The organism is Lactobacillus sp. B3795 (assembly GCF_026535805.1).
Classification (GTDB): Bacteria; Bacillota; Bacilli; order Lactobacillales; family Lactobacillaceae; genus Apilactobacillus; species Apilactobacillus kunkeei_C.
In genome coordinates, this window is the sequence record NZ_JAFNPE010000015.1 from 74,122 (window position 1) to 99,492 (window position 25,371).

The 25,371-nt window shown below is 42.7% G+C and carries 1 protein-coding gene; it reads right to left on the minus strand.

The window, feature by feature from the left end; genetic code table 11:
- Window positions 1-300 precede the first annotated feature (300 nt).
- The gene (locus J3U50_RS06615) at window positions 301-25,353 is read right to left on the minus strand and encodes a DUF5776 domain-containing protein (protein ID WP_301945883.1); all 25,053 of its coding nucleotides are present in this window, start codon (window positions 25,351-25,353) and stop codon (window positions 301-303) included.
- Window positions 25,354-25,371 lie beyond the last annotated feature (18 nt).

Genomic DNA, 25,371 nt, shown 5'->3' on the forward strand with positions numbered 1-25,371 from the left:
TTAGTGTTTTATACAAACCGAACAACTAAATTAACCAATTTCAAAAGTTGAAGCCCTTTAAATTTGAACATAATATTCACGTAAATGCATTGTGAATGACAAAACTGATTGTAGATTAAATTTGGTTAAATACCTATGAAATCAACGTCCTTAAGCTTCACAATTTTATTCTACTACCACTATAACCTTTAGTTAATCTATCAAACTCAACCTTAAGGAAAACTTAAAAAAGATAAATAAACTGTATAAATTAGATTGGATTAAAAAAGACCTAGCAAAATTGCTAGGTCTTTTTTTCGACTATCTTACCTTCTTAACGAAGGTCTTGTTTGAAGTAAAGTATCTGTTGTGTCCTAGGTATAGTCTTGTCAATCCATAGTACTTAACAACCTTAACAACGTGAATCAATTGTCCTTGACGAACTCTTCTGATTACATTGTACTTGCTGTACTTCTTACTTGTATGGATCAATGCACCGGTAGGTTTAATTACACGGAATACCATTGGCTTGTTCTTAGTCTTCTTGTTGCCACTATTCTTAGTAGTCTTAGCAGTATCACCACGGTAATATGCATCTTGGACCATTTGACCGGCAGTAACTAGGCGACCACCAGATACAACATATCTTGGTACACGGTTCTTGTAGTACTTGATACCGATAACCTTGAATACGTGGGCGTTGTATCTTCTTGAGTACTTGTACTTGATGATTCTAGAACCCTTGGAGAACTTAGTTCTTCTGTGACTATAGATAGTCTTAACGTTGTAAATATATCTTGGCATGTGAGCCTTGAATTGACGTTTGTACTCTGCAATATATGCCTTAGCATATGCTGCTGAGTGGTTCTTGGTAATACTCATAGGAATTGGACTACGCTTGATTGCGCGGGCACTTCCGGACTTCTTACCAATCTTAGTTTGATGAGCTGTTTCAATCTTGAATCCTTGTTTGTAAGTGTATGCGAATACTTCACCCTTATCAGCCAATTGCTTAGCAGTTAACTTCTTGTGGGTACGAGCACTTGCTTGAGCTGCCTTAACACCTTGACGGTATCCGTTAAAGGCATTGACGTAAGTTACTCCACCTAGAGCCTTTAGTTCTTGGTTAGTCAACTTAGCGTTGGTCTTAGCCTTCTTCATTGCGGCAATCACAATCTTGGCAGCGTTGTAACCATTTACGTAGTAACCAGAATCAGGGTTCTTGATGCCGACATCCTTAATTCCATCAGCAAAGCCATCCCCGGTTTGCTTGTATGCTTGGTCATACGAGCTCTTGTCGGTTCTGCTGTCGAAGTCAGTCTTCTTACCATTGTATAGGTAATCTTCTTTAGCTGGAATAATGCTGGCAGCCTTGTTGTAACCATTGTTGTAAGCATTGACGAATGCTGGGTTATTTTGACTTGGGTTCTTAGGTTGTAGTCCTGCACCAGTCTTGTAACCTTCATAAGCACCGGCAAATACTTGACGATATGCATCTGGATCTAATCCATCAGGAACTGGAATGTCATTTACATTATCAAGCTTACCGTTGGCTTGAGCAAATGCTTGACCATCACGTAATGCGGCTTGAGCAGAATTGTAACCCAATACATAGTTTGGATCATCTGATTGTTGCTTGTTACCACTAGTTGCGTCGATAATTCCGGCTACGACTGACTTAGCCTTTTGGTAACCAATCTTTTGTGCAGGATTTGCATTGTCAGGAAGGTTATCATCGCCATTTACCAAGACATTTTCGTATTGTGCCTTAGCATCTTGGTAACCCTTGTTGTGGTCTAGACTATTTGCATCAACACCACTTGCAGAGTTTAGCTTGTTGTCATTGAATTCGTTAGCACCATCGGTGAATGAATTCATGGCTTCAGCTACTGCCTTGTCGTATGCCTTTTGGTAAATTGGATTATCTTCGCTCTTAGCGTGTTGTCCAGCATTTCCATTCTTCACATCGTTAAATGCGGCAGCTGCTCCACGGTAAGTGTCATCTAAATCATTTTGATCAATATGACTTTGAAGCATTGGATTTTGTTGTGCTAATTCGTAACCCTTCTTAGCATCGTTAAATCCAGTTGTAAATGAACTCTTTTCAGCTTGAGTGGCGAATGAATCCATCTTGTGGTCGTAATCTTGGCTATCAGTCAAGTATGTCAAAGCACCATCTTGGGTGTTTGATTGACCAGAAGTTAATGCCTTGTCGTATGCGGCAACGTATGCAGGATTATTTGAGTCATTTCTGTGTTGACCAACTGTGTGGTTGGAAACGTCGTTAAAGGCGTTTGCAGCACCGGAGTAGACTTCATCGTAATCACTGCCACTTCTGTGTTGGTCGACTTGACTAGCATCACTTTGGGCTGCAGCAAATGCAGCTTGAGCATCATTGTACCCCTTGGTGTAGTCCTTAACCTTAGCGCCAGAACTTGCAAATTGCTTAGTGTCATCACTTAGTGTGTGACCAAGACCAAATGCAGTAGCACCGCTATTTGCATTAACCTTACCTTCAGTAAATGCCTTGTTGTAAGCATTTTGGTAAACAAGATCAGCGATTGTTTGACCATGTTCACCTGGTTTGCCATCCGCAACATCGTTAAATGCCGCTGCGGCACCGGCATATGCTAGACCAGCATTAGTTGTTTCATCGGCTTTAGACTTATCATCAGGGTTACCTTGAGCTTCGCTGTATCCGTTTGTAGAATCATTGAAACCAGCTTGGTAAGCTTGCTTGTCAGCGTTGGTATTCAATTGACGAGCTTGCTTTGGACCGTTGGCATCGATAGCACCATCATGAGCTTTTTCAAATGCTTGTTGTGATGCTCTGTTGTATGCATCAACAAATGCCTTGTTGGAATCAACCTTGGCGTTTTGACCAGGTTGATGGTTGATAATATCACTAAATCCAAGTGCGGCACCACGGTAGACACGATCGTAGTTACTATCACTAGTATGGTCGTTTGCCTTACTGTGGTCATTTTCAGCATCCGCGTAGGCCTTAGTTGCATCATCGTATCCTGCGTTGTAGGCATCAGATAATGCCTTCTTACCAGCATATTGAGCAACATTAGTAGCTTGTGCTACACCCTTAACTGAATCATCAGCACCATTGTTTGCGATGGTGAATACTTCGTTGAAGGCCTTGTTGTAAGCAGATCCTGCAACGTCGTTTTCGGCATTGTCCTTAACTTGACCAGTTCTGTTGTTAACATCCTTAAATGCCTTAGCAGCATTGGTGTAGACTTGATCAGCATAGGAGTTAGTGTCGTGATGAGCTGCATCCAAATAATTAATTTCAGCAGCAGTGAAACCACTTTGTGCTTGGTTGTAACCAACATTGAATGCATCCCTATCACTTTGCTTAGTTTCATTAGCAAATGCAGCATCATGGTCATCGTTATTGAATGCCAATACACCGTTTAGGGCTGATTGCTTAGCTTGTGCTAATGCCTTGTTGTAAGTCAATGTTGCTAGGTCATTGCCACTCTTAGCAGGTGCTAATGGGTCGTTGATAGCATCATTGAAACCAGCAACAGCATTGGTGTAGACAACATCAAAGTTACTGTCAGTTGAATGAGTTGAACCTTGAGTTCTATCGTTTTGAGCTAATTCGTAAGCATCTTGTGCATCACTTGCACCCTTGTCGTATGCCTTCAACTTACCAGCAGCAGTTGGAGCATTACCAGTTGCGTTTGGTGAGATGAAGTCAGTTGCACCATTCAAGGCATCTTGAGTAGCTTCGACTTGAGCCTTAGCGTAAGCACTTGTGTATACATCACTTGTGGTTTCCTTTTCAGAAGCAGCCACACTATCAGTTGAAGCGTTAGCTCCAGGAGTGCCGTTGATGACATCTGTGAATGCGTTCATTGCACCACGGTATTGTTCATCGTCAACACTGTCTGATGTGTGTTTACCATCGTTTTCACCTGAGTCTTGGACGCTCTTGTATACGTCACTAGCGTTGTTGTAACCAGTTACGTAAGCATCCTTATCAGAACCAGCACTGATTTGTTGAGCTTGAGTATCTCTATTCAAACCATTGTTAAAATCAAGTGTGGCTTGATGGATTTGTGCTTGGGCTTCCTTAACGGCACGAGTGTAAGCATTTTGATAGGTTGGTGTTTGGTTATCGTTTTGATGTTTACCAACTTCACCGTTGATTGTGTCGGTGAATCCGGCAGCAGCACCGTTGTAAGATACATCGGAGTTACTATCTGAAGTGTGGTTGGCTTGGTCGTTTCTATTTTGTTGAGCAAGCTTGTAACCATCGCCTGAATCTCTGTAACCACGGTCGTATACGTCAATCAAACCTTGGTTACCATTCAAAGCATTGATACCAGTTTGTTCATCGACATTGTTAGCAGCATCAGCTGCACCTTGGTTTTGGTATTGCAAACCAAGTGCGTATGCCTTGTCGTAAGCAGTTGTGTATACAGGATCCGAGCTAATTGAACGACTAGCCTTACCATTGTTTCCGGCAATATCGTTAAATGCTGCGGCAGCACCGCTGTATGACTTATCGACATTACTGTTTGAAGTATGGTTGAAGTTCTTGCTTGGATCTTGGATAGCTGCAACGTAACCAGTGTAAGCATCGTTGTAACCAGAAGTTACGGCGTTGATTACAGCTTGGTCAGTTGAGCCATTCAAACCATCAGTAATTTGCTTACCAGTGTTACCTAGGATTGCACCTTGAGTTGCATAAGCAGTTGCTTCATTTGCAGCCTTAGTGTAAGCGTTTTGGTATACAGGGTTGCTATCGTTAGCAAATTGACTGTTGAATTGGTCACTTGCGACATCATTGAATCCGGCAGCAGCACCCTTGTAAGCTTCATCGTAATCACTTGTAGTGTTGTGATCGATTGTGTTGTTAGGGTTGGTTCTTGCATCAGCGTAAGCAGCGTTAGCGTTGGTTACACCGGTGTTGAACATCTTTTGAGCTGCCTGGTTGTTCTTGTAAACTGCAAGCGCTTGGTTGACAGCGTCATTACCAAGTGGTGCAGTTTGAGCACCCTTACTTGCGATTGCCTTACCTTCGTTCAATGCGCGAGCGTAAGTTGATGCGTAAACTGAGTTGCCATTTGTAGCATTCTTACCAGCTTGGTTGTTAGCAACATCATTAAATGCGGCAGCAGCACCATCGTATGCTTCATCGGCGTTGCTTTGACTTGTGTGGTTACCTTGATCACTTGGGTTAGCTTGTGCCTTAGCATAACTTACCCTAGCGTCATTGTATCCAGTAGTGTAAACAACCTTGGCAGCTTGGTTGTTACCAAATTGGGTACGACCCAGTGTTGCATCGACACTCTTACCGAAGTCAATTGCACCGGTTTGAGCAAACTTAGTAGCTTCTGCGAAGGCCTTGTTGTATGCAGCGGTGTAAGCCTTGTTAGTATCTGAAGCCTTACCAGCATCGGATGACTTGTGACTTGCTACAGCTTTGTAAGCGTCAGCGGTACCACGGAATGTTTCGTCAAAGTTGCTTTGACCAGTATGAGTGTTATCTGCTGGGTTAGCAGTTGCGGCTGCATAAGCATTCTTAGCATCGTTAAATCCAGTTGTGAATGCACGTTTTGCTGAATCATTTGGAAGGCTCTTCAAGCTATCATCTAATGTTTGACCATTTGAGAATGCTTGAGCACCATCATTGGCATGAGCAACGGCTTCAGCCAATGCCATGTTGTAGGCGTTTTGATATACAGAACTACTATCGGCGTTCTTACCAGCATTGATGGTGTTGTTGACAACATCATTGAATGCGGCTGCGGCACCACGATATGTGCTATCAAGGTTGCTGGTTGTACCATGTGCGCTTGATTTGGTCATATCGTTTTGAGCATCTGTATAACCCTTATCTGCATCGTTGAATCCAGTTGTGAATGCACTCTTAGCTGCGGTGTTGCCCATGTTCTTAACGCCGTCGCTTAGTGCTACGTTAGTTAATCTAGCGTTGGCACCAGAAGTGGCGTTTTGTTGAGCTTCGGCTAATGCCTTGTTGTAGACAACCTTGTAGACAACACTTTCGTTATCACGGTGAGCACCTGGAGTATCGTTTGTCACATCGTTAAATGCGGCTGCGGCACCCTTATAGGCATTGTCACTGTTGGTATCGTTAGTGTGTTGACTAGCTTGACTTGGATCACTTTGAGCGGCTGCGTAAGCAGTTTGTGCATCAGAGTAACCCTTATTGTACATCTTGGCATTGGAATCGCCAGCAGTTGATTGGTTCTTACCGTTAGCAAATGCAATTCCACCCTTCTTGGATTGAGCAATTCCATGACTCAATGCACGGTCGTACATTGCTTGGAATACTTCTGACTTACCATCCTTAGCGGTAGTGTCACTTTCGTTTCCGTTAACAACATTGTTAAAGGCAGCGACGGCACCACTGTAAGCTTGGTCATAAGCACTATCACTTGAATGATTTTCATTCAAGTTAGCTTGTGCTTCAACGTATGCACTTTGAGCTCCAACATAACCACTAATAATTGCATTACTGTAAGCAACTTGATTTGAAAAGTCTTTAACTGCTTCGTTGAATCCAGTTAGCTTACCGAATGCCACGGCACCACGGTTTACATAGGTCTTGGCATCATTTAGTGCCTTGTTGTATGCGGCAGTGAATACTGGATCGGTGTTTCCATTGGTACCTAGCGAAGTGTTTCCAACAGCGATTTCGTTAAATGCTAGTGAAGCACCATTGAATGTCTTATCGGCGTTACCACCTGATACGTATGAACTAGGTTCAGTTTGGTTAGGATCGGTAACGGCTGCGGTATAAGCACCAGTTGCATCTCTAACTCCCTTGTTGTAGATATCGGTATCAGCATTAGTACTTTGAGTAGCAGTTGTGTTATTCAAGTAATTCAATGCACCGGTTTGAGCAAGGTTGGTAGCGTAACGATATACGTTTGAGTATCCAGCGTTGTAAGGAGTGGTGTTTCCTGAAACCTTTTGTGGTTGGTTATTCAAGACATCGTTAATTGCATCGGTTACACCGTTGTATGTTTGGGTGTAATTACCAGTATCTGTGTTGTGGGCTTGCTTGTAGTTGTTGAATGCATCTTGTTTTGCCTTAGTAGCGTCGTTGTAACCTTGGCTAAATGCAAGTGATTGAATATCAGTCTTATTAGTATTCGCGTTACCAATTAGAGCATTTACTGCACCAAACTTAGCAGCTGCAGTACCTAATTGAGAGGTAACCCCATAGACGGCATTGTATACCAATGATTGAGCCGGATTAGTTGGGTTGCTGTTGGTAGTTACATTCTTACTACCATCAGCAAAACCATTAACAGCTGCTTGATATGCGGCATTGTATGCATCCTTGCTGTATTGAGCTGAAGAAGGATTGTTGTTACCAATTTGAGCATCGTTCATACCATTTGTTTGGTCAGTAGCCAAGTTGTACCCAGCCATGTATGAAACGTTTGAACTATTTGGATTACCTTCACTCATCTTATCTGAGTAACCAGATTGAGCTTGGTTGAATCCGTAGTTTTCAGCGTTAGATACTTGGTCGGTGTTGTTTGCACTAGCTGGTTGGTTTGCTCCGGCAGCGAATTCTGAAACACCCTTAACTGCAGCGTTAACAGCAGCTTGTTGGGCCTTCTTGTAAGCTGCCCAGTAAACTGGTTTAGCTGAAGTATCACTTGGGTAATTATTGTTACCTAAAGTACCATCAGCAAATCCGGCATTAGAACCTGCGTATGCATCAGTTGCATCGTTGATAGCAGTGTATGAACTTGCATTTTGGTTGGTGTTTGCATCGTTGTATGCCTTATCAGCAATTTGTTGACCGTATGCGTATGCATTTTGATCAGCTTGAGTCCAACTAGTTTGTGCGTTGTTTTGACCAGCTAACTTATCAATTGCACCAGCTTGAGCCTTGGATCTAGCTGAGTCGTAGGCTGCATTGTATGCATCTTGGTAAGCACGAGATTGACTTGAACTTGTATCGAATACTTGCTTTTGTTGACGAGCAATTCCGGCGAAGTATCCGTCACGAGTACCGTTAAAACCATCTTGGTCGTTTGCACTTGGGTTAGTGTTTGGATCAGTGGTGGTAGCAGTTGGATTGGTCAATTTGTTAAATGTTGCGATACCATTTCTGGATTCCTTAGCGGCTGCATAACCTAGTTGATATGCCTTAGTTTGACTAGTATCAACACTACCACTTGGGTTGCTTAGGTATGCTTGGTATCCAGCTTGAGCGTCATTGTAACCCTTTTGTTGAGCAATGCCGTCAGCAGTAATTACTGGAGCTTGGGCATCTGCTTGGATGTAAACATTGGCACCATTGATTGCTGAATTCAAACCACTAGCCTTAGCCAACTTGTAAGCATAATCATATGCATACTTTTGTGGAGCTAATGATGAGTCCATTGTGGTATTGCTGTTGTAACTACCGTCATGGTATCCATCACGGGTTGCTGCGTAGGCAGCCTTTTGAGTATCAGTACCAACGTAATCTGTACGACTTGGGTTGTTAGAAGCGTCTGAGATACCTAGTTGAACATCCTTAGCCATACGGATACCGGCCTTATATGATGAATCCTTGCCAGTAGAGTCTACCATTGCAGTTTGACCAATTTGAGCATTGAAACCAGCCTTGATTTGGTCATATGCATTAGTGTAAGCAACTGATTCTGCGTCATTCTTGCCTTGGTCTGCATTGTAAGTTGTATCCTTAACTGCTTGGAAGTCCTTAATTGCTTGAACTGTTTGAGCTCCAGCTTGGCTTCTAGAGTTGTTGTAGGCAGCTTGGTATGCAGCGGTTTGGGCAGTAACGTTAGCAACATTTCCTAGTTTTCCATCAGTGAATCCGGCTTGAGCCCCGTTAAAGACTTCTGAAGCATCGGAGTTATTGATGAACTTGTTCTTGTTGTTAACGTCATCGTGTGCCCATGCATAAGCACTTTGGGCATTGCTTTGACCGGCATTGTATGCGGCTTGTTGTAGAGTGTTGTAACCACTTGGGTTATTCTTTCCAGCAAGTTGATCCAATGCACCTTGGTTGGCGATTGACTTAGCATCATTGTATGCGTTGTTGTAAGCATCCTTGTAGGATTGACTTTGTTGACTCAAATCAGCTTGTGGGTTGTCATCTTGACCGTCAGTGTATCCGGCCTTAGTACCGTTGTAACCATCAGTGTAGGCATTGATGTAGTTTTGATCCTTGCCATCCTTAGATAGTTCATCAGCACTCTTGATTGAGTTACCGTTCTTAGCATCTTCAGAACCATCAGTAGCACCTGATAGTGAGTTAAAACCAATTAGGTAAGCAGTATCCGTTGAAGCATTGGTTGACTTGTTATCCTTAGCGTCTTGCTTACCAGTTTGAGCAGCAGCTGCACCATTATTTTGAGCATCGTTTGCCAATGTTTGACTACCAAAGTCGGTAGTTCCCTTAGATACGAATTGAGAAGCACCGTCATTTCTTGCATCGTTTGCCATCTTCATAGCGTAGTTGTATGCAGTAACGTAGTCTAATGATGCCTTGCTCAAATCACGCTTGGTGTTAGCGTTTGCATCACTGTAAGCGTCCTTGGTTGCTTGGTAAGCATCACTTGAATCCTTAGTGGTATCTTCATTTTGCTTGTTGAATGCATCCCTGTATCCATTAACAACCTTTTGACCTGCAGCGTAAGCTTGGTGACTCTTAGCATCTTGGTAAGTCAAACCACTCAATGGTTGGCTCTTCAACGCTTGAGCGTAAGCAGCCTTAGCGTTGTTGTAACCATCTTGGTCTGCTTGAGTGTCACCTGTTGGTGCAGACTTTCCTGCCATGAAGTCACTGTAACCTTGGTTGTAGTGTTGCTTCATTAGAGTCATCGCAGCACTGTAAGCGTCTTTGTAGACTTGGTTGTTGCTGTTTGGATCAGTTGATGGAAGGTTAACATCAGCATCTGGGTTGTTGTGCAATGCTTGCTTAGCAGCGATGGCTGCTTCAAATGCAGTATTGTACATTGGTCCAGTTTGTGATTGTTGGATTTCACCGTTAGCAACATTTTGAGCTGCAGCTAGTGCAACCAATGCTTGGTTGAATCCGACCTTCTTAGCACTGCTGTCGTTAGCACCTGGTTGAACGTTTAGGTTCAAAGTACCATCCGTGTTCTTAGCAGCTTGTAGCGCTTCTTCATAGCCGGCTTTCGCTTCGTTAAATCCTTGTTGTAGCAATTGCTTGGATTGATCGGAGTTAACTGCAGTTTCGTCGGCTGAAGTCTTACCATTTGAGTATTGTGAACCAAATTGGCTAGCACCGTTTTGGTATTGAGTTTGTAGAGCTGAGACAGCCTTGTTGTATACGTCTTGGTATGAAACAGACTTGCCTGCTGGTAGTCCTGCTGGGTTATCTGGATTGGATGAAACAGCGCTAGCAGCATCCCTGTAAGCTTGTTGTGCATCATTGTATGCACTTGGTTGCTTAGAAGCACTTGAGTTGTTTTGACCCTTGATAGCGTCAGCTAGACCATCTTGAGCAGCCTTGGCCATGTCACGACCCAATGTGTATGCGGCAGTAACGTTACCAGTTGGTTGCTTGTTATTAGCAAAATCATCGTGTCCACGTTTTGCATCGTTGTAACCGATGTTTTGGGCAAGTGATTGAATACCTTCATCAGTTGATGGTTGGTTACCACTTTCGTATCTTTGAGCCCCTTGCATTGCTTGCTTACCACCATCATTCCATGCTAATTGATATACATAGTTGTAGGCAGCAGCCTGAGCTGGACTTAGTGGGTTACTGTGGTCTTTATCTCCACTAGCACCATCTTTGTATCCGTTAACTGAAGCGTAGTATCCGTTAACTGCAGCATTGTATGCAGCAATTTCAGCTGGTGTCTTGGTACCATCAGCACCATAGTTCTTGATTGAACCGTTGGCATTAGCATCTGCAATCCCTTGTTTTACATGGTCTGACATTGCCTTACCAGCTAGGTATGAAGCGTCTTGGTTATTAGGATCAATGGTTTGAGGATTTGCGTTAGCATCATTGAAACCTTTTTGCATTTGGTTGTAACCATTTGATCTGGCAACACTCAACGCGTCTTGACCAGAACTTGCTCCATTAATGTTACCAGCTTCGAAGTCAGCTTGACCTTGTTTTGCAGCAGCGATTGCTTCGTTCTTAGCCTTATTGTAGGCATCCTTGAACAATTGTGACTTGCCGTTTAGGATACTGTCATCATTTGAACCGGTAGTTCCCGCAGCAAATCCAGCCTTAGCACCATCGAATGCTTCAGAAGCATCAGAACCACTTGTATTCTTGTTTACAGCGCTAATATTGGCCTTAACTGCGTTGTATGCTGATGTAGCATTTTCTTGACCTGCAGCATAAGCGTCCTTTTGTGGAGCACTCCAGTTGCTTTGAATATTGTCTTTGCCAGTCATTGCATCGTCAGCACCTTGGTTGGCGATTTCCTTGGCTTTTTCGTAGGCCTTCTTGAATGAGTCAATGTATGCTGGTGACTTACCAGTCATATCAGGAATACCCTTACCGTTTGGTCCGGCTTGGTAACCTGCTTGAGCACCATCGTAGGCGTCCTTTTGAGCTTGACTAGCGTTTGGATCCAATTGACCACCGTTTTCATAAGAATCATAGCCACTCATACTGTTTGAGTATGAATTGTAACCGGCCATGAATTCCTTATTGGCCTTTTGAGCATCTGTAAGAGCTGTTCCATTTGCAGCCGCGTCGTGTCCAGACTTGGCATCGTCATAACCTTGAGCCTTTGAGTTTTCAATTTGGGTTGTACCTGTTGGTCTGCTTTGACCTGATAGGTATTGTTGGGCCCCCATTGATCTTGAGTTTTGGGCTTCGTTAACAGCCTTATCGTAGGCTTGGATGTAGTCGAATGACTTACCATTAGCCTTTAGTTGAGCATCACTTAGCACTGTGCCACCGGCTGTCATTGCAACTTTGACACCATCGGAAGCACCGTTGTAACCATCAACTTGGTGTTGGTTTCGACTTCCGGCACTAGCTTGGTTGTTCATAGCATTAGTGTATCCGTTGTATACAAGTTGTCCTTGGTTGAAACCAGTTTGAACACCACTTGTTGAATTGGATGCCATTGTTGAACCTTGCATTGCTGTGGCGTATCCAGTCTTAGCATCGTTGTAACCTTGTGTTAGTTCACTAGGTACGTTGGATGGAGTAGCTTGTCCACTTAGGTATTGTGAAATACCTGCTTGGTAGTTAGCCTTCATTTGATCCACAGTTGCCTTGTAGGCGTTAGTGTATGGAGCAGTTGAAGAATTGCTATCACTTGTAGCTACCATATCTGAGATATCTGGGTTAGCATCGAATGCAGTCTTAGCCACGTTAGCTGCAGTTAAAGCCTTTTGGTAAATTGCGTCATTGTTACCTGCATCACCGGTAGTGTTTCCGTTAGCTACTTGGTTAGCAGCCTTCAATACAAGTTGTCCTTCATTGAAACCAGCTTGTTGAACTGGGGTGTCTGATGAACTTGCACTACCGTTTAGGTTGTTACCATTAATGGATTCGTTATAACCGCTTAGCATGTCATTGAATCCTTGGTTAACCAATGTTTGAGCTTGCGTTGAAGCAACACCACTTAGGTTAGCTGAGTTGTTTCCATTTGCGTATTGGCTGACGAATTGGTTTTGACCCGCAACGTATTGACCATGTAGGTAAGTCTTAGCTGCATTGTATGAGTCGTTGTATGCAGTTGACTTGTTAGCAAATGATTGATCTGCTGTGTCTTGTGGATGGGCTGTTACATAGTTGAATGCATCAGTGTATGCAGTTTGAGCATCACCATATGCAGTTGCATCTAGTGCGGTACCTTGACCACTGTTAGTTGCGTTTTGCGCATCGGCTAAACCACTAGCAGCTGACTTGGCGGCATTGTAACCAGTCATGTAAGCAGCAGTAGTTGATTGAGTGGACCTGTTTGCGACAAAGTCATCATGACCACTCTTAGCTTGGTTGTATCCAGCTAGTGTAGCGATTGAATTGTAGTCACTACCATTTGCTGGTTTACCAGTGTTTTGAACGAATGCTTGCGCACCGGTTGCAGCATTAGTTAAAGCAGTTGATTGAGCTTGACCATATGAATCCAAGTAAACCTTGGTTTCAGCGGTATCGTTGGAATCTGGAGTTTGGCCAGTAGCTGTACCGTTAATGACATCCTTGAATCCAGCGATAGTTGCGTTAAATGCGGCAACTTCTGCGGCTGATCCTGATGCTGTGGCATTTGGATTTGCGATTGCTGCATTGATACCGTTTCCTCTATCGATTGCCATTTGAACACCGGCTACGTATGCAACGTTGGTGTTAGTGCTATCAGCAGTACCACCAATTTGAGCAGCATAACCTTCACTAGCATTGTTGTAACCATTGTATAGAGCTTGGTTAGTAGCGTCAGTTTGGCTTTGCTTGCTGGTATCGTCAGCGTTCTTGGCGAAGTCAGCCACACCATTTAAAACGTTGGCGTTAGCTTCTGCTTGAGCCTTGTTGTAAGCGGCTGTGTAGACTGGGTCGTTTGATGCTGGTGTACCATTACCACTAATTCCGGCTACGAAACCATCGTGGGCACCATTGAAGGTGTTGTATGAATCGGTTCCGGCAGTGTATGGATTAGTGTTTGAAGCAGATAAGTCTGACTTAGCTTGGTTGTAACCAGTAACTGCGTTGTTCTTACCTGTTTGATATGCATCCAATTGTTTTACTTTGAATTGAGAAGTATCAGTTGTTGGATTGGTTGATAATGCATCGATTGCACCTTGAGTTGCCTTAGCTTTGGCATCTTGGTATGCAAGGTCGTAAGCAACTTGTGAGGCTGGGAAGACTTCGTTGTTAGTGTATTGAGCAGTTCCGTTCTTACCATCTCTGTATCCATCAATTGCTCCTTCGTAACCACGTGTTTGTTCCTTGTAGGAAGCGTTGTATGGAGCAGTATCAGATGTTGCGTTTTGCGCATCGTTGTAACCAATTACAGCGTCAACATAAGCGTAGAACCCTCTCATGAATGATGAGTTGTTCTTTTGATCATCTGTTAAACCGGTTGTGTCCTTGCTTTGATGGCTCTTAGCGTATGCAAAACCTTGAGAAGCATAATTGTATCCTTCCATAATCTTGGAGTATTGGCTGTTTGACTTGTCAGGAGTTTGTCCTCTTACGAAGTTAGTTGAACCTGTTAGAACAGCGTTCTTAACGTCATCATAAGCCTTAGCGTATGACTTTCTGTATGCCAAACTAGTTTGTGCTAATTGTGCATCAGTTTGCTTAGAACCAGAAATTGCATCCTTGTATCCGGCAGTAGCACCACTGTTAGCATCATTTTGAACTGAGTCGGTTGTTGGTGTGGTGTTGTTTTGCATTGCGGCGTTGTAACCAGACAATGCTCTTTGACCTACTGCTAGACCTTGTTGAGCACCGGAAGTAACGTATCCATATTGATTAGTATCTGGATAGTTAGGACCGTTCAATGCGTTATCGAAACCATTGTTGGCATCATTGAAACCAGCAGTGTATTCAGTTGAGGCGTTAGCTGGAAGTGGTTGACCACTTAGAAGTTGTTGTACCCCATTTGAGTAAGATGTTGAAAGTGTGTAAACAGTTGCACTGTACGCTAATGAGTAAACTGGGTTTGAGGCATTAGCATCATTTGATGGCACCTTACTTGGGATATCTGGGTTCATATCAAATGCAGTCTTAGCAGCAACGGCTGCGGCAAATGCCTTTTGGTATGAAGCATCGTTGTTGCCAGAATCTGGAGTAGTTTGGCCACCAGTTACTTCGTTTACGGCATTGATAGCTTGTTGTCCTTCAGCAAAACCAGCAGCGGCAGCACTTGTTGATAATGTAGGAGCACTGGCACCAGTCATACCATCTTGGAATCCTTTAACGGCTTCATTGAAACCTTGGTTGATTGCACTGATTCCTTGAGTTGACTTAGCAGAACTAGTATCAGCTTGAGTGGTTCCTGCTGCATATCTGTTCAAGAATTGTTGCTTACCAGCATTGTATTGAGCATTTAAATCTTGCTTAGCTTGATTGTATGCGTATTGGTAAGCTGGAGAGTTGTTTGTTTGAGTAACAGATGTGTCATCTGGGTTACTTGCAAGAGCTGTGCTTGCGTCATTGTAAGCAGTTTGAGCATCATTGTATGAATTCAAATCACTAATAGTACTTTGTGAATTCTTGTTGCCCGCTTCTGCTTCTGCCAAACCAATCTTAGCAGCGTTAACAGCTTGGTAACCAGTCTTGTATGATGCGTTGTTACTGTTATTTTGGTTGTTTAGTCCATCAGCAAAACCAGTTCGTGCTTTAGCATAACCAATTTGTTTAGCTTGAGCAGATAAACTGTCGCCTTGAGGAATGCTTGTGTTATTTACATATGCATTAGCACCATTTCTAGCATCTTGAGAACCTTGCTTCTTGGCTTGCTTATATGCGTCATTGTATACGTAAGCTTGTGTAGGATCAGATGGTTGAATGTTGTCACTTGTTCCATTTGCACCATCTTTGTATCCAGCGATGAAACCAAGGTATGCTGCCTTTTGAGCGGCACTTCCCTTGTATGAGTTACCTTGAGTTGGATCAAAGTTGGCATCATCAATACCACTGTATTTATCCTTATCCATTTGGGCACCAGCTTGGTATGAAGGATCAGTATTCGAACGACTTGCACCACTAAAGTCTTGATCACTGTAACCTTGTGATGCAGCTTGATAGCCCTTACTTTCAGCGTTACCTAAAGCATCGGTTGCGCCATACTTAGTATCATTACCATTTGCAGCAAAGTCTGCGACCCCTTGCTTGGCAACGGCCATTGCGGCTGCTCTAGCTTTGTTGTAAGCAGCTTGGTATTCAGCTGGTTGACTTGAAATGTCACGGGTTGCACCGACTGTTCCATCTGCGAAACCAGCCTTGGCACCATTGAAGGTATTAACCATGTTAGTACCGTTGTTGCTTGGTTTTGTTGCGTGGATGTTAGCTTGTGCTTCGTTGTATCCATCTTGAGCATTTTGCACACCAGTATCGTATGCCATTTGTTGTTCAGGGTTCCAACTTGAGTAAGCAACTGGCTTAGTGCCACTAAACGCGTTTTGTGCACCTAAGTTAGCCTTAGCGACCGCATCGTTGTATGCATCTTGTTGAGCTGCAGTGTATGAGTTGGATTGAGTATCTGCACCCTTGTTGTCAGAAGGCTTAGTTGAAAGAGTATTTCCGGCGTTGGCACCTTGTAGGTAACCATCCTTAGTACCGTAGTAAGCGTTCTTGGCATCCCCAGTTAATCCTGAGTCATCTTGGTTACCAGAAGCAACCGCAGCATTTGAACCACTAGCAGTAGCGACCCCTTGGTTGAAACCAGTTACGTAAGGTTTGTCAGTATTAGTTGGTTGAACTGAGCCTGAAGTTTGACCCGCTTGTTTACCATCTTCGAAACCACTAGCAGCGGTGTTTACACCGGTTGCATAGTTGCTGTCTGATTGCTTAACTTGTTGATCAACAGTTCCCTTGGTGTAGTCATTAGCACCGGCTTGTTGACGACCAGAAGCATTACCTTGGTTGTAGGCGTTTTGATAAATTGCGTTGTCGCCTTCAGTTGTTTGGTTAGCGTTCTTGTTTGTTGAATCACCCTTAGTGCTTGCAGCACCGTCTTTGTAACCATCAACGGCACCCTTGTAACCTGATTGGTAAGCACTAGCGTTAACACTGTTTTGACGAGAAGCTGGAACTGAAGTATCGCTTGAAGTGTTTGGATCGTTCTTCACAGCGTTAATACCATCGTTAGCACCGACTTCTTGTGAGTATGTCACTGCGTATAGTGGTGATGTGTTAGTTGTGTTTCTTGTGTTGTTTTGAGCATCGACTAAGGCACCCATAGTGTCCTTGTAGCCTGGTTCGGCGTTAGCATTGATATCTCTCTTACCTGCTAAGAAGTCGTTCATAGCGTCTTGGTAACCCTTTTGAACGGACTTAGCCATGTCGTATCCGGCCTTGGCATTTGGATTAGCTGGTTCGCTTGTAGGAGTTGTGCTTAATCCTTCCTTAAATCCAGCAGTGGCATCGTTATAAGCTTGTAGGTACACAGCTTGGTTAGCAACTGTTGATTGACTACTTGGATTTGCAACTAGACCAGACTTAAAGTCTGATAGACCTTCTTCACTAGCGGTAATAGCGTCATTTCCGGCCTTGTTGTAAGCCATTACGTATGCCGCAGTATGGCTTGAATCAACGGCAATTGGAGAGAATCCACCCGTTTGTTTTACTGAAGCGATTACGTCAGCAACACCCTTGTAAGTGTCTGAGGTAGAGTCGCTTGCACTTGGTGAGGCCTTGCCTTCAGCTGCTTGGTAGTCAGCCTTGGCTTGTTTACCTACTGCATATCCACGGTTGTATTCCTTAGAAACGTTGGCGTTGTTAGCACCACTAATTCCATCGGAGTAACCTGCTTGGGCATCAGTATAACCAGTTTCGTAGTTATTATCTTCTGCGCCCATTGCGCTACCCTTCAAGAAGTCGGTTGCACCGATTTCTTTTCTACCGACGGCATTACCTTGGGCATAGCCTTCTTGGTAAGCTGGGTTGTTCTTGTCAGGAGAAGCATCTTTATTAGCAGTTGATCCTTGGGTGCTTGCATTACCGTCGTGGTAACCATCCAAGACGGCGTTGTATCCAGTCTTGTATGAGCTATCACTTGAGACTTGGTTATTATTAACCGCATCATTTGGTCCAAGATTTTGAGCAGTTGATGCTGATTGAGCCAACTTAGTCATTGCATCGTTGATACCTAATTGTTGAGAAGCAGCAATTGAGTATACAGCTGAAGTGCTTTGCTTGTTAACTTGGTTGTTATTAGCATCGATGATTGCTTGGATAGCATCCTTGTAACCAACTAATTCTGGGTGCGCATTAGGATTTAGGTTACCAGATTGAGCATCTAATAATGCTTTTTGGTATCCAGCTGAGTAAGTTTGCGCAGCTTGGATTCCGGCAGTTTGGCTAGCATTGGCTCCGGTTGCGTTTGGATTAGTTAATCCGTCTTGGAAACCAATTTGAGCGTCTTTGTATGCTTGATCGTAAATCTTTTGAGGTTCGCTGTATGGAAGACTTGCGTGACCTTGACCACCGATAAAGTCGTTAGCACCTTGAGTAGCACTTGCTCTGGCTTGACTCAATGCAGTGTTGTAAGCATTAGCGTATTCAGCATTAACGCTGTCGCTAATTTGTTTTTCAGAAATACCGTTCTTGGCTTCATCAGTAGTTGCGTTATTGTAGTCATCCAATGCCTGTTTTGCACCGGCGTAGGTTTGACTGCCATCTGAAGCTTGGTCATTGACAGCTTTAACGTAACTATCATGCTTGTTTGCACCAGCGTTGTATCCAGAAATGTATGCCTTGGTCTTACCGGCTTCCATTTGGGTTTGTTGGTCTGTTCCATTGATCAAACCATCTTGGTAACCAGATTTGGCAATGTTGTAACCATCAATGTATTCATTATTAGTTTCTTGTTGAGGCTTACCGTTTACAAAGTCACTAGCACCAATTTGCGTTTGGTTAGTTTCTCTGGATAACTTGTAAGCATTTTCGCTCAGGTCGTTATCTTGATCAGTTGGGATTGGTTGTTGTAGATATTGGTAGTATGCACCTGTATAGATTGCTTTGTACGCCTCTGTTTGACCGTTATCGTATCCAGTCGGAATAGTTAGGTTGTTAATATCAACCTTAACGTCGTTATCTGAGTCATCCTTAGCTTGTTTCAAAGCAGCTTGTGCGGCTACGTAACCCTTGTAGGCAGTGGTAGTTGTATCGGCCGGTTGACTTGAAGCCATGGCACCAGCGTAGATGTTCTTACCATATACATAACCTGTACTTTGGGCGTTTTCACTCGGCTTAGCATTGTTAGCCTTGAATGCGGTCAATAGACCGGACTTAGCCTTGTCCCAACCGTTTTGGTAAGCAAAACCATCAAGGTTGTTTGGATTGTTAGGATCGGTTCTAGTTGTTCCGTTAACAAAACCAATTGCACCGTTAGTGTATGCAGTAACGGCATCTTGGGCGGCAATGTAGTAAACCTTCTTGTATAGACTTGATTTACCATCTAAAGCAGTCTTGGTTACCCCACTGTTTTTAACATCGTTAAATGCGTCGAAGACAGCTTGGGTAACATCGTCACTTGCTGTGGTTGCAGGAGTTGATTGGTTGTTAGCGTTTTGGAAGGCTTGTGCTTGAGCTTTACCTTCTGCTAGACCGGCTTGGAATGCGGGACCAGTGGTGATGAAACCTTGGTTCTTGTAGTTGGTCATATCTGAATCAGAAGTTGATCCAGTGATTCCAGCTTGGAATCCAAGTGCCTTGTTCAAGTAACCTTCACTGTATGCTGGTGTGTTATCGTATTTGAATGCACCAGTGTATGGAGTTTGGTTATCAAATGCACTTTGACCGTTGTTGTATTCAGTTTGTAGTGAGTTGAATAGGATGTTGTAGAAAGCATTGTAGACAATACTATCCTTGTTCAAGTCACTTTGGTTTTGACCAGTCCCTCTCAACATATCGTTGTATGCGTCGATTACGGCATTACTTGCATCATTGTTAGCGTATGTGCTAGTTGGCAAGCTTGTGTCGTTCTTGACGTGCGTTGCTGTTGAAATGTTGGCAGCAGTGTTAATAGCTGCTTGGTAAGTAGATTGACCTAGTTGGTAACCATTTTGGTATTGTGGTGAGTTACTGCTACTTGAACCTGATAGTCCGTCTTGGAAACCAGCAAGAATTGCATTAATAACAGCGTAGTATGCTAATGTCTTACCACCCTTGTCTTGTGGTGTAGTAGCACCAGTTACTCGACCATATACCAAGTCATTGTATGCTTGAGTACCAATTTGTTGACCAGTAGTCAATGCTTGGTTGTAGGCCAACTTGTAGATCTTGCTCTTGTTTGTAAGAGTAGTTGTGGTTTGTTGTGAGTTTGGATTGTATGCACCATCACTGTATCCTTGAACAGTTGCGTTGTATGCATCGTTAGCATCAGCGTTACCAGAAATGTTAGCTGGTTCTGAACTTGCATCAGCGTTTGCAGCATTAACTCCAGCTTGGAAGTTTTGGTATTGAGCTAGACCCGCTTGGTATCCAGCTGAGTTAACGTTGGCACCGTTTTGGGCTGCCTTTTGGTTGAAACCATCACTGGCGTCGTTGTATCCAGCGATACCGAAACCGTTAGTTGGTGTTGCATTACCTGCTAGGTAGGCGTTGTAACCATCAGCGTAACGCTTGTTACCACGAGCATCGATGAATTGACGTAGTGCTTGGTATAGCGGTGCAGTTGTATCGTTAGTTGCATTGTAGGTAGTTCCTTGAAGGTTTGCCAAAGAACCGTAGTACGCGTCTACGGCTGTTCCATATGCAACTGTTGGATTGTTTTGTGATGTGATGTTCTTTCCTTGAGCATCAAGTACTAGGAATGCTTGCTTTGCACCTACGTTTTGCGCGTTAAATGCATAGTAACCAATTGCAGTGGCACCGGCTGTGTCAGCTGTGTAGGTTCCAGCATCTTCGATTCCTAGATCTTTGTTTGTCTTGTTTAAGTTAGTTAATGCAGTGTTCAAACCTGCACTGGCGGCATTGAAACCGGCAGCGTAGTTACTTTGATAAGCAGCAGTTTGACCAGATGGAGTGGTTAGCTTTTGGTTGTTAGCAAAAGCGTTGGCACCATCAATGTAACCTTGAGCGTCTTTTTGAGCTTGAACGTATGCTGCGTACTTTTGAAGACCAGCATTAAAACCAATTACGTAAGAGTGATCAGTACTTGTAGTAGTTGGGTTTTGAGTAACTTGAGCTTGACTGTAAGCATCGTTAAAACCTTGAGTAGCAGCTGAAATACCGTCTGCGTACTTGGCATCAGTAGTTTTAACGGCGGTACTAATAGCGTTATTTACATAATCGTTAGCACCAGCAGTACGACGACCTTCATTCATACCAAATTGGTAACCAGAGTTGTAAATAGCTGGTTGAGTTGTGTCCTTGTTAGTTAATGTTGGGTTAGTTCCAGCGGAACCATCCTTGTAACCATCAACGGCAGCTTGGTAACCTAGCTTATATGAGCTTGGTTCACTGCTTTGGTTAGCAGCACCATCACTTGCAGTGTGACTTGCATTTGCGTTAGCTAAAACTGCGGAAAGACCGTCTTTCTGACCTTGAGCAAAAGCAGATTGAGCTTGTACATATGATTTTCGATAAGTTGTTGCAAGAACAGTCGTATCATTTTGAGCATAAGGTTGAGGCAAACCATTTTGGAAGTCTCTAATTGCATTTGCACTAGCAATTGGACCAATGGTCTTAATGTATCCAGCTAGTTGAAGTTGGTTTAGACCAGCATCTGACTTGCCTAGAAGTGCTTGGTAAGCACCAAATTTTGCTTGCTTATAAACAGTAACGTCACCTTGATAATTGTCTGAGCTCAATTGATCTGGACTGGTTGCTTGGGCTTCTTTAAGCGTTCTTATATCCTTACCATTAAGAGAGTTAACAGCTTGTTGAACGGCAGCAAACCCACTTTGTGCTGAGGCAAAACCAACATCTCCAGCACCTAAAAATGGGATATCATCCTTATTTACAGAAGGACTTTGTGAAGGTTTTACACTTGATCTAGCACCATTTACTAATGATTTACCCAGGTTAAATCCGTAGATTTCTGCATAATTTGCATTAGCATCCGGATTAGGATCAGATGGATTAGAAAGTGATAAAGCATTATTGAAACCAATTGCTACTGATAAGTATGAAGACATAACATCAGTAAGATTTGCAGATTGGATATATTTATACTGTTGACCGTTAAAACTACCAATTTTTGTTGAAGATCCAACATTTTCATCTGCGGTGAAATAATAAATAGCGTATTTATCATTAATTGCTTGTTGAATACCAACTTGTGGGAAGCCTGCTATATTGATATTTTTTGTTGAATCATAGGAAGGTATAGATGAACCCTTAACTGTGGTTTTATAATCATTCATCCCCTGAGTGAAAGCTGGATTATTAAAGTTCTTTAAATTTTTTAAATCAGAATTTCTAGCATAAGTAACACCAGCCAAGTATGAAGCTTCTTGATATCCTTGAATAAATGCTGCTGGGTTGGCAGAGTTATTGTAACTAGCTAGTTGTGTGTAGTCTGCATCTGGATTACTTGCATTAAATGCTTTGTAACCAGCCACAGCACTATCATATCCACTCAAGTAATCAGCACTGGTTTGGACATTAAATGTTCGACCAGCCTTTGCATTACCATTACCGTTGATGGAGTCATTGATACCATCAGTAGCACCTTGGTTAGTTTGGGCAACATTACCTTGACTAGTTTGCATAGCCCCATTGCTGTCGTACTTAACCTTTCCGTTAGTTCCCTTGTTGTATCCTTCAGTGGTATTCGTGTATGTTGTACCATCAGTAGTTTGAACAACAGAACTGATTCCATAGGTAAGTCTCATCCCAACGAATGAATTGTTTACCAAAGTCTTAGGGATGGTAAATGTTATTGGTACGACTTGACCATCTTGATAATTTGATGACAATGCTTGAGTAGCTGAGTATTGATTTGGATCAGCTGGGGCATTGGCATTTGTGATTGTTGAATTGGTACTTGGATTGTTAATTAATTTACTTGGCGTTCTTACAATTGTTGAATCTCCACCAGTGTATACACCGACATAGATTGGACCGTTGGATGGGTCATACTTGGCAACTTTAGCGTATGCAGTCACTACAGCTGTTCCGTCTGCGTTTAATGTCTTAGTAACTGGACCAACGAATGAGACTGATGGAACGTCACCAATTTCTAGTCGATTAGGATCGGTAATCTTACCAGAAACACTATTTCCGGAGCTGTCGATACCAGTGTAGTTAGTTGAACCAGAAGGTAAATTGAAGTAGTAGAATAGCTTATTATCAACTGATACGGTGTATGCACTAATTGCATTATTACTAAATGAACCTGTACTTGGGTTTTTGGCTAAAATAACGTGACTAGCACCGACGTTATTTACATTCAAATTACCATAGAATGGAATCATTCTTTGACCGGTACTATCTGTAGTAACAACTAGATTCCCACGGTTACCAACGTTCATTGATCCACCGGCAGCAAAGTTTATAATTCCATCAAATGCAGTGGCTTGTCCAGGGTTGTTAGTTAATTTAATTTGAATTAAACCACCATTTAAGACGTTCACGTTTGTATAAGCCTTAAAGTCGAATACTTGGTTATAAACACCTGGTTGCATTCCATCTACAATGTAGTTAATAGCACCACCATTAACGTTGATTGTAGTTGAACCATTAGTGGCAATACCACCACCAGCGTAGTTACTACCACCATTTTGTGAATAACTTGGGATAATATTTAATGTAGCATCTTTGTTAACGTTTAGTTGGCCACCACTATAGAAGAAGATTCCCCAGTCACCACCATCAAATGTACTTTGACCGTTATTTTGACCACGTGGAATCAATGTCATCTTAGAACCTTGTCCTAGAGTAACATTCCCGGTGGCGTTGATTATGGTTGCACCAATGGATTTACCAACTGTACCGAAGTAGTTAGCATTTGGTTCAAGAATGAAGTTTTTAATTTCCAAGTTTTCTTGATTCCCCCCACCTTCAACAACGACTCCATTGCTTCCAACAAATGGAGAGTAATATGTTGGAGTGGAAGTATCTTGAGGTACCAAAACGTTAACGTTACCAGCAAAATAAGTATCGTTGCTAGTGGCACTCAATAATTGAGAACCAATGTAGTTGATGTTCTTGTAGTGTAGGGTTTGACTACTGTTAGCAGGCGCAAATGGACCGTAGTAGTTGTATCCATAAAGTGCTTGCATGTTTTGAATATTGATTTGAGAAGCAGTATTAACTCTATATGATACACCGTGCATATCCAACATGTGGAATTGACCATCAACGGTAAATGGACCATTGTTACCTGTGTATGTGTTGTTGTTTTCACCACTGAATGGTGCACCAGTGAAGTCAACATCAGCTGCTAGTTTAACAGTCTTAACATTGCCTGGGGTGTTACCGCCCCATGAATAGCTAGCTTGTCCGTTAGTCATTACGGCGTCGAATTGGTTTGAGTTAGTAACATAAGCTACTCCTTGGTTGATGTTTTTTACAACATCGTTAAAACCAGTGACATAAGCTGAACCATATTGAGATGATGTGATTGCCTTTGGCAAGTTATTGTTTAGATAGTTGTTCTTACTATCATATTGTGCCTTAATGGCATCCTTAGCACCAATGTATGCCAAGTCGTATGGATTTTGTGAGTTATGTAAATCCGTATTGCCGTTGTCATAGAAGTCATATGATGTAGAAGTTCCATCCCCCTTAACACCTGTCCACTTACCTGCTTCGGCATCAGCATATCCTTGTTGAGTCAAGGCGTATGTCACCCCTTGATCAAATGCTGTAGCTAGCCCCGCTTTTTGGGCGTACTTGTTCCTATCATTTGTGATTAAAACGTCATTTGCGGTGGGAACATTAATTGTAAAACCATTAGTGAATTGCACACTACGGTTTGTGGTTTGATTTAATTTTCTCAAAAGTGTGTCTTGGTAATTTTGAGCAGAAGCATATCCAGCTTGAGTATCATCAGCACCACCCTGGTTAGGGTTACTTGGGGTGTTGTAACTTAGTGGAGTACCATCTGTAGGAGCTGAGGTGTATGAAGCGTTATTACCAGATCCAGTATCTTGGTTGGTAGTGTTGTTAACACCACCAGTATCACCTTTGGCACCGTCTGAAGTATTACCAGTGTAACCTTGTGGTCTATTAGGGGTGTTACCGTAGTATGTTGTATCTTGAGTACCTGTACCTTGGCCTTTAGTGTCAGTGTTGTATGCGTTCATTGCACTAAGAGCACCAGCATAACCAGCTTGGTAGTAGTCTTGGGCTTGGCCACTATAGTTCACTGCGTTATTTCCCTTGTTGTTATAAGCATCAGAAGCACCTTGGCTGATTTGTTGACTGAATTGCGCTGAGTTATCAGTATTGTCAGTGGTGTTTGATGAGCTATCTCCATCACGGTTAGTTAATTGATAATCGCCATCGCCTTGTTGACTATTATTAGAGTCTGATTGATTTTGGGCAGACTGATCCCCTGAATTATTAGAATTATTACTATCTGAACTATTGCCAGAATTAGAATTATTTTGATTATTATTATTTGATTGGACCACTTGTTGTGTGTTGTCATCAGCTTTAGCAGAAACACTATTCATGCCATAAGCGGATGCACCCAAAACAGACAAAGTCGCAATGGATACTACTACCCATTGTTTCTTTACCTTTTTCATGATCTTTTTATCATTAGATTTTATGAATTGATTTTTATTATATTGCATACATATCGCCCCTCTTGT